This window comes from Streptomyces sp. NPDC007264 (assembly GCF_042869095.1).
GTDB lineage: Bacteria > Actinomycetota > Actinomycetes > Streptomycetales > Streptomycetaceae > Streptomyces.
The window spans coordinates 401,010-415,532 of record NZ_JBIAFD010000003.1 but is presented as its reverse complement, the minus strand read 5'-3'; the positions used below and the strand labels follow the sequence as shown (position 1 = coordinate 415,532).

Sequence of the window (14,523 nt, the reverse complement as noted above, 5' to 3'; positions counted from 1 at the left end):
CCCCTGGTTGATTGCGCACCGGCCCGGGGCGACGCTGGAGTGATGAAGGAGCCCCACGTCGCGCCGCCGGGCGAGGCGGACCGGCGCGGCGCGAGTCCGGTCACGCCGCTGGCCGTGGCGGACGCGCGGGGGTACGTCGTGGCGTGGAGCGCCGCCGCGGCCCTGCTCACCGGCTGCGATGCCACGGGGGCCGTCGGCCGCCCGGCCGCCGATCTGCTGGGGGTGCGGGCCGACTGGTCGGCCGGCCCGGAGGAGTGGCACGGCAGTGCCGAGGTGCGGGACCGGGACGGCCGGCGTCTGCGGGTGCCGGTCATGGCCTGCCGATGCACGGGCGGTGACCGCTCGGGACCGCTGTGGCTGCTGTTCCGGGAGCGCGACGAGCGGGGTGCGACGGAGCGGGCACTGGCCGACTGGGTCCTGTCCGGGTGCCCCGTGGCCGTGACGGTCTACGACACGGGCCTGCGGTTCGTACGGCAGAACGAGACGATGCGGCGCATGACCGGCGTGCCCGACGAGGAGCGGATCGGGCGGGGCCTGTCCGCCGTTCTCAGCGGGGACGACGTCCCGGAGTGGGAGGCGCGGATGCGCCGGGTGCTGGAGACGGGGCGGGCGGAGGAGGGCGTCCCCGTCCGTGGGCGTACCAAGGGCGATCCCGAGCACGACCGGTGCTTCACCGCCTCCGCCTCGCCGCTGCGCGACGGTTCCGGCCGGCTGGTCGGCCTGTGCAACACGGTGATCGACGCGACCGAGCAGTACAGCGCCCGGGAGCGGCTGGCCCTGCTGAACGAGGCCAGCACCCGCATCGGCAGCACCTTGGACGTCAGGCGCACCGGACAGGAACTGGCCGACCTGGCCGTGCCCCGCCTCGCCGACTTCGTGAGCGTCGACCTCGTGGAGGCGCTGCTCAGCGGTGAGGTGCCGCCGCCGGGGCCGGTCACCGGGGCCGTGCTGCGCCGGGTGGCGCACCGGTCCGTGCGGACGGGCGAGCCGGAGGCCGTGGTCAGGGTCGGCGACGTGGACACCTGCACGGTGAACTCGGCGCAGGCCCGCTGCCTGGCCACCGGGCGTTCCGAGCTGTACCGGACCATGTCCGAGGCCAGGTCCTGGGTGGCCGAGGATCCGATGCGCCTCGCCAAGGCGGAGGAGTACGGATTCCACTCCTGGATCGTCGTTCCGGTGAACGCCCGCGGCACGACGCTGGGCGTGGTGGTCTTCATCCGGTCCCGGCACCCCGAGCCCTTCGAGAGGGAGGACCTGTCCCTCGCCGAGGAACTGGTCGCCCGGGCCGCCGTCTGCCTGGACAACGCCCGGCGCTTCACGCGCGAGCACACGGCGGCCCTGACGCTGCAGCGCACCCTCCTGCCGCAGCGGCTGCCCGACCAGTCCGCGGTGCAGGCCGCCTTCCGCTACCTCCCGGGCGCCCCGGCGCTCGGCGTGGGCGGCGACTGGTTCGACGTGATACCGCTGTCGGGGGCGCGGGTGGCGCTCGTCGTGGGCGACGTGGTCGGCCACGGTCTCCAGGCATCGGCGACCATGGGCCGGCTGCGCAGCGCGGTCCGGACCCTCGCGGACGTCGATCTGGCTCCCGACGAGCTGCTCACCCGGCTCGACGACCTCGTCATCAGGCTGACCTTCGAGTCGGAGACCGGCGCGGAGGCGATCGCGCCGGGGGACCTCGGCGCCACCTGCCTGTACGCGGTCTACGACCCGGTCACCGGCCTCTGCTGCCTCGCCCGTGCCGGGCACCCGCCCCCCGCGGTGGTCCGGCCGGACGGGACGGCGGCCTTCCTGGAGCTGCCCCCGGGGCCCCCGCTGGGACTGGGCGGACTGCCGTTCGAGTCACTCGAGGTGGAGCTGCCGGAGGGCAGCCTCCTCGCGCTCTACACCGACGGCCTGATCCAGTCCCGGGAGCACGACATGGGTGTGGGGCTCAAGCGGCTGCTGCACGAGCTGGCGGGCGGGGAGGCATCGCCCGACGCCCTGAGCGACCGGGTGATCGAGGCGCTGCTGCCCGGTCGTCCGGACCAGCCGGCCGACGACGCCGCCCTGCTCCTGGCCCGGGTCCGGCGTCTCGACTCCGACCAGGTCGCCACCTGGGACGTGCCCGCCGACCCCGAGGCGGTGTCCGGGATCCGCGCGCAGGCCGTGAGCCGGCTGCGCCAGTGGGGACTGGAGGGGGCGTCGTTCGTCACCGAGCTGGTGGTCAGCGAGCTGGTCACCAACGCCGTCCGCTACGGCGACGCCCCGATCCGGCTGCGGCTCGTCCGGGACCGGACGCTGATCTGCGAGGTGTTCGACGGCTGCGGCACCGCGCCGCACATGCGTCGGGCCCGGGTGTTCGACGAGGGGGGCCGCGGCCTGCTGCTCGTCGCACAGCTCACCCAGCGCTGGGGCACCCGGCAGACCCCGGGCGGCAAGGTCATCTGGTGCGAGCAGGCACTCCCGGGGCCGTCCGGAGAGCCCGGACGGATCTGACGCGCAGGGTCCGAGGAACCTGATAGGCCGTCAACTTCCATGGCCGCAGAGGTGTTGACCATCAGGATTGTGGCAGTCCCGCGCGGGGCGCGGACCTCGGGACAAAGGAATAAAATAGATCAAAACACCCTGAGAGGCCGTCTGGAGGAGGGAACGAGATGTCGCTCTTCGGGCACCTGGCTCCTGCCATGGGCAACAACAGGCGCAACACGGACACGACGCGCAGAGGAACGAACACCGACCACCACAACCGCGGTAACCGCCGTACCGACACCAGGTCGGACCACCGGTGACACCAGCGCCTCCGGGCCCGGAGGGCCGGTCGGTCTCCGGCCGCCCGGGGGCCCGGGGCGTGCGGTCCGCCGTGCGACGGCTTCTCGTCGTCGCCGAAGTGGCGGACGAACAGCTCGTCGCCGCCGCACCGCCCGTGCCACCGCGGGAGGTGTTCCGGCGTTTCTGGCCCTACACCCGCGGCGGGCGGCGCTGGCTCGTGCTGATCCTGGCCTTCTGCGTGATCGGCCCTGCCGTCGACGCCGCCGAGATCTGGCTGTTCAAGGTGGTGGTGGACGACGTACTCGTCCCGCGCGACCTGGGCCCCTTCCTGCCCATCGCGGCGGCATACGTGGGGCTCAGCCTCGTGTCGGGCCTCCTCTCGTTCGCCGACGACGTGACGACCACCTGGGTCGGTGAGCGTTTCCTGCTCTCCTTGCGGTCGGACGTGTTCCGGCACGTCCAGGGCCTCCCGCTGGGCTTCTTCGAGCGGCGGCGGCTCGGCGACGTGCTCTCCCGGGTCACCGGCGACGTCGACACCGTGGAGACCTTCCTGCTCTCGGGGGTGTCCAGGGCCCTCTGGTACGTCATGCGGCTCGTCGTCTTCTTGGGGCTGTTGTTCTATCTGAGCTGGGAGCTGACGCTCTACGCCCTCGTCGTCGTGCCCTTGTTCTGGTGGGCGGCCCGGCACTTCGCCCGGCTCGCCAAGGCCGCGTCCCGCGAACGCCGCCGGCGCAGCGGCGCGGTCAGCGCGGTCGCGGAGGAGACGCTCGGCAATGTCGCGCTCGTGCAGGCGTACAACCAACAGGAGCGGGAGCACCACCGGTTCCACCAGGAGAACCTCGGTCGCTACCACGCCACCATGGCCTCGACCAGGATCCGGGCCGTGTTCGGGCCGCTGGTCGACTTCATCGAGGTGGCCGGAGCCCTGTCGGTCCTGGGCCTGGGCACCTGGGAGCTCACGCGGGGCCGCCTGACCCTCGGCGGACTGCTGGTCTTCGTGGGACTGCTGAGCAAGCTCTACGGACCGATCCGTGGCATCTCCCGCTTGAACAACACCTTCTACTCGGCGTCCGCCTCCGCGGAACGCATCATCGAACTGCTCGACCAGCGTCCGCAGGTGGTCGAACCCGTCGCCGCCGTGCCGTTGGAACGCGCCCGTGGCGAGGTGGAGTTCGACCGGATCGGCTTCAGCTATCCGGAAAGCGACCGGCCCGCGCTGTGCGACGTGTCGTTCCGCGTGTCGCCCGGCCAGGTCCTCGCGGTGGTCGGGGCCAGCGGAGCGGGAAAGACCACGGCCGTGAAACTGCTGCTGCGCTTCTACGACCCGGCACGCGGCACCGTCCGGCTCGACGGCACGGACCTGAGGGAGCTGCGGTCGGCCGATGTCCGCGCCAACGTGGCCGTGGTGCTGCAGGAGACGCTCGTCCTGCACGGCACTGTGCGGGAGAACATCCTCTACGGCCGTCCCGACGCGAGCGAGGACGAGATGATCGCGGCGGCCCGGGCCGCGGACGCACACGACTTCGTCACCCGACTCTCGGACGGCTACGACACCGTCGTGGGCCAGCGCGGCCGACTGCTGTCCGGTGGCCAGCGCCAGCGTCTGGCGATCGCCCGGGCCATGATCCGCGACGCGCCCGTGCTCGTCCTCGACGAGCCGACCACCGGGCTGGACGCCGAGTCGGGCCGACGCGTCATGGAGCCGCTGCGCCGGCTGATGAACGGACGCACCACGATCGTCATCTCCCACAACCTGCTCACGGCCCGGGACGCCACCGAGATCCTGGTGCTGGATCACGGCCGGGTCGTCGAGCGCGGAACGCACGACGAACTGCTGGCCCGGGGTGCCGCCTACGCCCAGCTGTACCGGTTGCAGGCCGTCACGGCCGGGACACCCGCGGTGGAGGCCGTCCCGTGAGCCGACCGCGTCCGAGGGCGGCCCCGTCCCCGCCCCTGCCCCCGGGGCCGGCCCCCGCCCCCGGCTACGACGTCCTGGCGCACCTCACCCGGACCGGCTGGCTCGACGTGTACGACGCATGGAGCCATGAACGCGAGTGCCGGTGCGTGGTCAAGGTGCTGCGCCCGGACCGCCGGCACGAACGGCGGCTGCGGGAACGGTTGCTGCGCGAGGGCCGCTGGCTCCAGTCGTTCACCCACCCGCACCTGGTCCGCGCCTACGAAACCGTCGAGGCCCCCGAGCCGCTGGTGGTCCTGGAGACCCTGGCCGGAGAGACCGTCGCGCACCTCATCGACCGCCTGCGGCACCGGCTGTCCGCCACCGACCTCGCGTTCCTCGGCCTCCACCTGTGCTCCGCACTGCACTACCTGCACGGCCGCGGCCTGCTGCACCTGGATGTGAAGCCGTCCAACGTCGTCGTCGACTGCCGGCGGGCCAAGCTGCTCGACCTCAGCGTCGCCCGTCCGCCCGGCCCCGCGAACGCCGGGATCGGCACGCCCTGCTACCTCGCCCCCGAGCAGGCGCGGGGCGGGACGCTCTCCGCCGCCGCAGACGTGTGGGGCCTGGGCGTGACCCTGTACGAGGCCGCCACCGGCGGCATTCCCTTCTCCATCGGTGGCGCGTACGGCTCCACGGATTCTGCGAGTCGCCGCGGCACCCCCGGTGGCGTGCGCCGGTACCCGCAGCTGGAGGGCCGCGCCCCGCGCGTGGGCACCCGGCGTCGGCTGCCGGATGCGCTCGCCGCCGTCATCGACGCCTGCCTCGAACCCGACCCGGCCGCCCGGCCGGCGATCGGCCGCATCGCCGAGATCTTCGACTCGCTGCTGCCCGCGCGCCGCCGGTGAGCGCCCCGCCGAACGCCGGGCCCGCCGTGGCCGTCTCGCGGTCGGCGTTCCAGAAGCGGAAGAAAGCGATAGAAAGGGAGCATGAGGGGAGATTCAGGTCGATTCGGGCGCCCGGTGTCCGGTGCGCCGGGGGAGACCCGGCGGCGCCTGCGCTTCCTGCTGAGCATGCGCACCCTCGCCGGCCAGGTCTTCCTGCTCCAGCTGGCGGTCGTGGCGCTGATCGTCACCGCGGCGCTGGTGGCCCTGGTGGTGCAGGCCCGGCGGGACACCATGGCGGACGCCCGGAGCCGGACGCTCGCCGCGGCGCAGACGTTCGCGAACGCCCCGGGAATCGTGGCGGCGCTGCGCGGCCCCGATCCGAGCGCGGTGCTGCAGCCGCACGCCGAGGCGGCCCGGAAGGCCGCGGGCGTCGACGCCATCATCGTGTACGGCCTGGACGGCATCACCCTCACCCACAGCGACCCGCGGCAGATCGGCAGGCGCGTCATCGGCCCCTACGCGGAGGCGGCGGCCGGCAAGGCGTTCACCAGGACCTTCAAGGGGACCCTGGGGCTCTCCGTGGTGTCGGCCGTCCCCGTCAAGGACACCCACGACTCGGTCGTCGCCATCGTCTCCGCCCCCGTCCGGGTCGAGAAGGTGCAGCACCGGCTCGACCGGCAGCTGCCCGTCCTGTTCGGCGGCGCGGCCGGGGCGCTCCTCATCGCCGCGGGCGGGGCCGGTCTGGTCAGCAGTCGGCTGCGGCGGCAGACCCATGGCCTGGGCCCCACCGAGATGACACGGATGTACGAGCACCACGACGCGGTCCTGCACGCCGTGCGGGAAGGGGTGCTGATCGTCGGGGGTGACGGCCGGCTGCTGCTGGCCAACGACGAGGCGCGACGACTGCTGGACCTGCCGGCGGACGCGGAGGGGCGCCAGGTCACCGGTCTGGGGCTGGAGGCGGACCTCGCCGGGCTGCTGGCCTCCGACCGCCCGGCCACGGACGAGGTCCACCTGGCGGGCGACCGGCTCCTGGCGGTCAACAAGCGGCTCACCGCACCGCACGGGCCCCGCGGCAGCGTGGTGACGCTCCGGGACACCACCGAGCTGCGGGCCCTCACCGGACGGGCCGAGGGAGCCCGCGAACGGCTCAAGCTGCTCTACGACGCCGGGGTGGAGATCGGCACCACGCTGGATGTGCGGCGCACGGCCGGGGAACTGGCGGAGGTGGCGGTGCCCCGGTTCGCCGACGTCGTCACCGTCGAGCTCCTGGACCCGGTCCTGCACGGCGAGGAGTCCGCCGGCGGGACCGCCGGGATGCGCCTGGCCGCCGTCGCCGGTCCCGGCGCGGGCCCGCCGCTGCATCCCGTCGGAGAGCTGATCGGCTCCGTCACCCCCCACGCCGTCGGCGAGGGCACGGCGGAGAGCGGGGCGGTGCTGGTCAAGGACCTGCGCACCGCCGGCGGCCCGGGGGACCAGGACCCGGAACGGGTCCGGCGCATCCTGGAGCGCGGCTTCCACTCCCTGCTGGTGGTCCCGCTGCGGGCGCGCGGGGTGGTCCTGGGGACGGCGGCCTTCTGGCGGACGGGCGCCTCCCCGCCGTTCGAGGGCGAGGACGTGTCCCTCGCCGAGGAACTGGCCGCCCGCGCGGCGGTGTGCATCGACAACGCCCGCCGCTACACCCGCGAACACACCATGGCCGTCACGCTGCAGCACAGCCTGCTGCCGCGCGAGCTGCCCGAGCAGGGTGCCCTGGAGGTGGCCTACCGCTATCTGCCCGCGCAGGCCGGCGTGGGCGGCGACTGGTTCGACGTCATCCCGCTGTCCGGGGCGAGGGTGGCGCTGGTGGTCGGGGACGTGGTCGGTCACGGGCTGCACGCCGCGGCGACCATGGGCCGGCTGCGCACCGCCGTGCACAACTTCGCCGGCCTGGACATGCCCCTGGAGGAACTGCTGACCCGGCTGGACGAACTGGTGGCCCAGATCGACGCCGACGAGGCCGCCGCCGGGGAGGACGGGCAGGGGATCACCGGCGCCACGTGTCTGTACGCCGTCTACGACCCCACCTCCGGGCGGCTGGCCATCGCCACCGCGGGCCATCCGGGACCGGCGGTGGTCCGTCCCGACGGCACCGTGGACTTCCCCCCGGTGCCCGTGTCGCCGCCCCTGGGACTGGGCATCGGCCTGCCCGTGGAGAGCACCGAGCTGACCGTGCCGGAGGGGTCCCGGCTGGTGCTGTACACCGACGGCCTGATCGAGGACCGCCACCGCGACCCGGACGCCGGCCTTCGGGCCCTGCGCGATGCTCTGACCGGGCCCGACCGCGCGCCGGAGGCCACCTGCGCGGCGGTGATGGAGGCCATGCTGTCCGACCGGCCCAGGGACGACATCGCGCTGCTGGTGGCCCGCACCCGCAGGCTGGACCCGGCGCAGATCGCCGAGTGGCAGGTGCCGGGCGACCCCGCGGCGGTGGCCCCGGTGCGCGGGGCCTGTGCGCGCCGGCTGACGGAGTGGGGCCTGGAGGAGAACGCCTTCACCGCCGAACTCATCCTCAGCGAGCTGATCACCAACGCCATCCGCTACGGTGCCGAGCCCATCACGGTGCGGCTGATCCGCACCGAGCCGGTCAGCGGGTCCGCCGCGGGCACCCTGATCTTCGAGGTCGCCGACGGCAGCAGCACCTCGCCGCGGCTGCGCCGGGCGGGCGTCACCGACGAGGGCGGCCGCGGCCTCTTCCTGGTCGCCCAGTTCGCCGAACGCTGGGGCACCCGCTACACGCCCACCGGAAAGGTCATCTGGGCCGAGCAGCCCCTGCACGGCGGTGCCGCGCCGTCGGCGGAGCAACTCGGCGGGATCCTGCTCGGTGAGGGTGCGGCGCTCGGCGGAGCCTGGGAGAGCGACGACATCGCACCGTGAGCGGCACGTGCGGGATCCGGCAAAGGCGCAGCTCGCGGGCTTCACGGGTCGGCCCCATGATCGGGGCGGCCGGGTACGCTGGCCTGGACGACCACTTCGTCGACGCAGAAGGCCAGGAGGCCAGGAGGCACAGCGGAGGGCTGACCGCCCTCGTCCCACCACCCCACTCCGTGGAGTCGTCGTGACAGCACCCCGTGCCCGAGCAGCAGCCCTCGCCGGCTGCCTCGCCCTCGCGGCACTGGGCGTGAACGCCTGCGAGGGCCCACCGCCCGCCGGACCCGAGAAGCCGTCGGTGGCCACCTCGGCCCGCGACGCGGGCGGCATGGGCGCGCTGGTCGCCGCGGCGAAGCGGGAAGGCGCGCTCCGGGCGATCGCGCTCCCCCGTGACTGGGCCAACTACGGCGGACTCATCGACGGCTTCGAGAAGAAGTACGGGATCAAGGTCACGGTCGTCGATCCGCAGGCCCACAGCGAGGACGAGCTCGACGCCGTGCGGAAGAGCGGGAAGCGGCCGACGGCACCCGACGTGATCGACGTGGGGGACACGTTCGCGCGGGCCGCGGCCCGGCAGCACCTGCTCGCGCCGTACCGGGTCGCCGCGTTCGACTCGATCCCCGACGGCCAGAAGGACCGCAAGGCCCGCTGGGCCAACAACTACGGGGGCTACATCTCCATCGGCTGCGACGCCGACCGCGTCAAGCCCTGCCCCGACACCTTCGCCGATCTGCTGAAGCCCGGCTACCGGGGCAAGGTCGCGCTCGAGGGCGACCCGACCCGGGCGAACTCCGCCTTCGCCGCCGTCTACGCGGCAGCGCTGGCGAACGGCGGGTCGTTCGACGACATCCGGCCAGGTCTCGACTTCTTCGCCGAGCTGAAGAAGCGCGGCAACCTCAACCCCGTCGCGTCCACCGCGACGGCGGTCCTGGACGGCCGGACGCCGATCAGCATCAACTGGGACTACCTCAACCTCGGCTACGCCGACCAGCTCCGCGACAGGGGCGAGAACTGGCGGGTCGCGATCCCCTTCGACGGCAGCTTCGCCCAGTACTACGCGCAGGCGGTCAACAAGAACGCCCCCCACCCGGCGGCCGCTCGCCTGTGGCAGGAGTACCTCTTCGGCGTGGCGGGCCAGAACCTCCGGCTGTACGGGTACGCCCGCCCGGTGCTCCTGGACACCATGAAGGAGGACGGCACCCTCGACGAGGCCGCCGCCGCACGGTTGCCGACGGTCGAGGGCACACCGCAGTTCCCCACGGACGCACAGCTGGAGAAGGCGCAGCGGACGGTCGCCCGGGGCTGGGCGAAGGCCGTCTCGGGCTGACCGGGCCCCGCGGCCGGCGGGCCCGGCGGCCCGGGCACCGCCCGCCGACGGCGACGCGGGTCCCCGGGCCGGGGCGTCGTGCCGGGCCCTCGGGCCGGGCCGTCCGTCCGGGTCCTCGGGCCGGGCCGTCCGTCCGGGCCGTCCGTCCGGGTCCTCGGGCCGGGCCGTCCGTCCGGGCCGTCCGTCCGGGTCCTCGGGCCAGGTCGTCCGTCCGGGTCCTCGGGCCGGGCCGTCCGTCCGGGTCCTCGGGCCGGGCCGTCCGTCCGGGTCCTCGGGCCAGGTCGTCCGTCCGGGTCCTCGGGCCGGGCCGTCCGTCCGGGTCCTCCGTCCGGGCCGTCCGTCCGGGTCCTCGGGCCAGGTCGTCCGTCCGGGTCCTCGGGCCAGGTCGTCCGTCCGGGTCCTCGGGCCGGGCCGTCCGTCCGGGCCGTCCGTCCGGGTCCTCCGGCCAGGTCGTCCGTCCGGGTCCTCCGGCCGGGATGTCGGCCGGGACGTCGGCCGGGACGTCGGCCGGGCTCTCAGGCCGGGACGTCGGCCGGGACGTCGGCCGGGAGGGGCGTCGGGGCCGTCGGTGTCGGCGGAGGCGTGCGGTGGATGGCGGCCCCGGTGGCCGACAGCGGGACGCCCGTGCCGCCGTGCCGTGCCGCCACGATCTCCGCGGCGATGGAGAGCGCCGTCTCCTGAGGGGTTCTCGCCCCCAGGTCGAGGCCGATCGGGGAGCGCAGCCGGGCGAGTGCCTCGTCGGGGACGCCCGTCGCCCGCAGGCGCGCCAGGCGGTCGTGATGGGTGCGCCGGGAGCCCATGGCACCGACGTAGCCGACCGGAAGGCGCAGCGCCAGGCCGAGCAGGGGCACGTCGAACTTCGGATCGTGGGTCAGCACGCACAGCGCCGTCCGCCCGTCCAGCCGGCCCGCCCGCGCCTCCGCGTCGAGGTACCGGTGCGGCCAGTCCACCACGATCTCGTCCGCGTCCGGGAAGCGTGCCGCGGTGGTGAACACGGGGCGGGCGTCGCACACGGTGACGTGGAACCCCAGGAACCGCCCCGCGTGCACCAGCGCGGCGGCGAAGTCGACGGCGCCGAACACGAGCATTCTGGGCGGCGCCCCCGCGGACTCGACGAACAGCGTCACCGGCTCGCCGCACAGCCCGCCCTCGGCGCCCACGCGCACGGTCGCGGTGCGCCCCTGCGCGAGCAGGACCGCCGCCTCGGCCGCGGCCGTGGTGTCGAGCGCGGCGGTGCCGTGCAGACTGCCCTCGTACGCCCCGTCGGCACGGACGGCGAGAGCGCCGCGCCCCAGCAGACCGGCCGGCCCCTCCACGACGCGGACCAGCGCCGTGGAGCGTCCCCGAGCCGCGGCGTCCAGCGCTGCCGACACCGCGGGCCGCGAGGCGTCCGTGCGCCGCACCGGCACGACGAGGACGTCGAGCACACCGCCGCAGGTGAGCCCCACGGCGAAGGCGTCGTCGTCGCTGTAGCCGAAGCGGTGCAGCACCGGCACGCCGGTCTCCAGCACTTCCAGGCACAGTTCGTACACGGCGCCCTCGACGCAGCCGCCCGAGACGCTGCCGAGGGCCGCGCCCGTCTCGTCCACGGCCAGCGCCGCACCGGGGGACCGGGGAGCGCTGCCGGCCACCGACACCACGGTGGCGAGCGCGAAGTCGCGCTCCCGCAGGCACCATTCACGCAGCTCGGACGCGATGTCCAGCATGGTTCCACCTGACCTTCGTGGGAGTTCCGGACCGGCTGGGGCTCAGGGCGTGAACTCGCGCAGCAGGGGCATCCGGATGACGGCGGTCGAGGCGGGCCCGGCCAGCGGGCCGGTCCGTTCCAGCCGCCCCGACTGCCGCTCCCGACCCGCCCGGTGGGTCTCTTCGATTCTCTCCCCGCCGATCGGGCCGACGCCGCCCGTGCCGACGCGGCCGGGGCGGCGCAGCCTCCCGGCACCGCCGACCCGCGCCGGCGCGCCGTCGACCCGTGCCGGCGCACCGCCGACCCGTGCCGACGCGCCCTCGACGGGTGCCGGCGTACCCCCGACCCGGGCCGCCGGATGCGGTGACGTCCGCGGCCTGGAGGCGAGCAGCGTGGCCGCATGGGCCACGCTGGCGAGGGTCATGTGGTGGTGCCAGCCCCGGAAGGACCGGCCCTCGAAGTCCCGGATGCCCACCGCCTCGCACACGTCGTCGAAGTCGAGTGCCACCCGGTCCGTGAGCTTCGCCAGCAGGAACAGCTGGGCCAGCGGCATGTCCTGGATGTTGGTGACCCAGAACTCGGACGGCAGCGGATTCGCCGCCCCGGCCCAGGCCCCGAAGAGCACCAGCGGCTGCGCCGAGGCGGCCGTGCGGTCCTCGCCCGGCGTCGCGTGCACGGCCGCCGCCGCGAGGGGCGTGACGGCGCCGTCGGCCCGGCCGTGCCTCGGCCACTCGACCAGGCGCCGCTGCGACCGCAGGGAGTCGATCAGCTCACGCGCGGACGTCGTGTACAGGGCGGGCTTGTGGCTTCCCGGAGTGGCGAGCGCGACGGGCAGCGACCCGTCGACCTTCAGCACGAAGGGGATGCCGTACAGCATGAACGTCTCCATCGTCTGCGGAAGGTCCGCGTTGGAGACCTCCATGACGACCGGACGCCGCTGCAACTGCCACGCCTCCGCCATGCGCAGCACGGTGTGGACGGCGTCCTGGGCCGGCGTGCGCGACCGCGCGGTGTCAGGGATGCCGGCCCTGCGCCGGCGCAGCAGCTCCGACGTCCAGGGCCCCGGCAGGGTCAGGCTCCACTCGACGGGGAAGCCGGCCTCGCTGGAGGCGAGCCAGACCCCGGTGGCCTGCTGGCAGTTGGCCATGCGGCCGAGCTGCGGAACGAACTGCCGGCCCACGCCGACCGAGCGGTCCCCGGCCTTCTCGATGATCACCGGTTGGACCACCCAGGCCAAGGGGCGCTGCACGCTGCGTTCGAGGTGCTGGGCCAGCGAACGGCGCACCGGCGTCCAGTCCCAGGGCGACTTGCTGATGAACTGCTGCAGACTCTGCTCGACCGAACCTGCGTCCGCGCCGGCGATATTCCGGATCGTTTTTTTACCCGCCGTTGACACAAGGCCGTTCAGATAGACCCGGGCCCACCTTCTCTGATCTCGCCTGGGTAATGATTCGAAGAACAGGGAAATCATCTCGTCCAGGAGCGCGGAGAGTTCTCTGGTCGAGTTTATCCGGAGCGTATCGCTCGGCATGTACGCCTCCCCCGCTAACGGCTTGATTGGTTACCCTACTTGACCAAATGCCACGGCTGTAGGCCGCTGCATATACTTCATGAGGTCACCGGTCCCGTCCGGTTTTCACCCATCTCGCAAGATGTTCGGGACTGAACTGCTTACGGAGGCCGGAAACGGCCCGGGTGCGTGAGGTGATCTTTCCGGGCGTGGCCGACCAGCGGTGATGCGGGTGCGGGTTGCGTATGCGCGGCCCGGGAACTGCCCGGGATGTCACGGAAATCGGCGCGCCGGTGCCGGACGCTGCGGCGTGTGCGGCGCGAACCGGGGCGGCCGCATCGCGTCAGCGCGTCCGAAGACGTGCGGCGCTGGCCGAAAACGCCCCGTTGACGCGGTCAGGGCACGGCGGTCACGTGCCCCTCGGCTTCCTCCTCCGTCCCGTCGTCGTCGCCGTCGCCGCTGGGGCCGTCGTTGACCAGCGGGATCGGGATCTGGTTCGCCGCGTAGTACAGGGCGATCAAGCCGTGGGCGGCCAGGGTCAGCGGGGCGGAGAAGAAGGCGAGCGCGAGGGTGCAGGGGTAGGCGATGCAGCCGAGGCCGAAGCGCAGCCGTGTGGCGCGGGCACCGTCCCGGTCGACGTGGTCGTGGAAGAGGTGGCCGACGTGGGTGATGTACCACCAGAAACCCAGGAACGCGACGGCGTAGACGACCGTGAGGGAGCTGTAGAGGATCGCCGCGACCTTCGCCGACCCCGGGTCCCGCAGATGGTCGGCGAGGACGGCGGTGGTCCAGGGAATCACCGACACCACCATCAACACCACGAGATTCAGAAAGAGAAGCGTTCGGTTCACTCTCTTCAGATGGCCGAAAATGGTGTGGTGATTGACCCACATGACGCCGATGACAAGAAAGCTCACCACGTACGCGGCGTAATGCGGCCATTGCTCGGCGAGCCCGTGCCAGAGGTGCGATCCTTCGTCCTTGGGAACCTTGATCTCCAGGACGAGAATGGTGATGACGATGGCGAAGACGCCGTCGCTGAACGCCTCGACCCGCCCGGTTTCCTTTTCCACGACTTCTCCCTCAGTTCCTCGTGGAGTCACCGACACGCACGGAGAGGCCGGTCGAAGCCTCTCCGTGCACGGTACCGGAGACGGTTCCCTCTGTTGCCGGATCCGGGCAGCCGCCGAATCCGGTGGATCAGCTTCCGAATCCGGCCGTCTGCCGCCAGATACGGCCGTCCTTCACGACCAGCGTGCCGAACGCGTGCTCCGGCTCGCCGTTCAGGTTCATGATCGCGCGGTAGAAGATGGTGTCGTCGGTCTCGACGTACTCCTGGAGTTCCACCAGGGCCGGCTTCAGCGTGAGATATCCGGTGAAGGTCTCCCGCACCGCCTCGATGCCCTCCGAGACGCCCTCGAAGCGGAGCAGTACCGCGTCGTCGGTGTAGTTCTTCATGACCGCGTCGATGTCGAGCGCGGCCAGCGCCTCCATCTGGCGCTGGAAGACCGGGTGCAGCGTGGAGATGTCGTACGTGGACATGGCCGACTCCTTTTCGGT

Annotated in this window: 9 protein-coding genes; 5 read left to right on the top strand and 4 right to left on the bottom strand. The window is 73.2% G+C overall.

Annotation, left to right across the window (positions count from 1 at the left end; translation table 11 throughout):
- The first annotated feature begins 42 nt into the window (after window positions 1–42).
- From ACFYMU_RS06890 to ACFYMU_RS06870, 5 genes are all read left to right on the top strand, one after another.
- Complete coding sequence (locus tag ACFYMU_RS06890; RefSeq protein ID WP_388368932.1) at window positions 43–2,475, top strand: SpoIIE family protein phosphatase; 2,433 nt, start codon at window positions 43–45, stop codon at window positions 2,473–2,475.
- 364 nt (window positions 2,476–2,839) lie between these two features.
- Entirely contained in the window at window positions 2,840–4,666 is a 1,827-nt protein-coding gene (locus tag ACFYMU_RS06885; protein ID WP_388368930.1) for an ABC transporter ATP-binding protein, read from the top strand.
- The gene (locus ACFYMU_RS06880; protein ID WP_388368928.1) at window positions 4,663–5,550 is read left to right on the top strand and encodes a serine/threonine-protein kinase; all 888 of its coding nucleotides are present in this window, start codon (window positions 4,663–4,665) and stop codon (window positions 5,548–5,550) included. The genes ACFYMU_RS06885 and ACFYMU_RS06880 overlap by 4 nt, the downstream gene beginning before the upstream one ends.
- A gap of 81 nt (window positions 5,551–5,631) precedes the next feature.
- A complete protein-coding gene (locus ACFYMU_RS06875; RefSeq protein WP_388368925.1) occupies window positions 5,632–8,445 on the top strand; it encodes a SpoIIE family protein phosphatase in 2,814 nt (937 codons plus the stop codon).
- A gap of 181 nt (window positions 8,446–8,626) precedes the next feature.
- The gene (locus tag ACFYMU_RS06870) at window positions 8,627–9,766 is read left to right on the top strand and encodes an ABC transporter substrate-binding protein (RefSeq protein ID WP_388368922.1); all 1,140 of its coding nucleotides are present in this window, start codon (window positions 8,627–8,629) and stop codon (window positions 9,764–9,766) included.
- A gap of 515 nt (window positions 9,767–10,281) precedes the next feature.
- Here the strand turns inward: ACFYMU_RS06870 and ACFYMU_RS06865 are convergent.
- From ACFYMU_RS06865 to ACFYMU_RS06850, 4 genes are all read right to left on the bottom strand, one after another.
- A complete protein-coding gene (locus ACFYMU_RS06865; protein ID WP_388368919.1) occupies window positions 10,282–11,472 on the bottom strand; it encodes an XdhC family protein in 1,191 nt (396 codons plus the stop codon).
- Between the two features lie 42 nt (window positions 11,473–11,514).
- On the bottom strand, window positions 11,515–12,924 hold the full coding sequence (locus tag ACFYMU_RS06860) for an IS701 family transposase (protein ID WP_388369161.1): 1,410 nt from the start codon (window positions 12,922–12,924) through the stop codon (window positions 11,515–11,517).
- A 434-nt stretch (window positions 12,925–13,358) separates the two neighbouring features.
- Window positions 13,359–14,036: a TMEM175 family protein gene (locus ACFYMU_RS06855; protein WP_388368916.1), complete on the bottom strand. Its 678-nt coding sequence runs from the start codon at window positions 14,034–14,036 to the stop codon at window positions 13,359–13,361.
- 127 nt (window positions 14,037–14,163) lie between these two features.
- On the bottom strand, window positions 14,164–14,505 hold the full coding sequence (locus ACFYMU_RS06850) for a nuclear transport factor 2 family protein (protein WP_388368913.1): 342 nt from the start codon (window positions 14,503–14,505) through the stop codon (window positions 14,164–14,166).
- Window positions 14,506–14,523 lie beyond the last annotated feature (18 nt).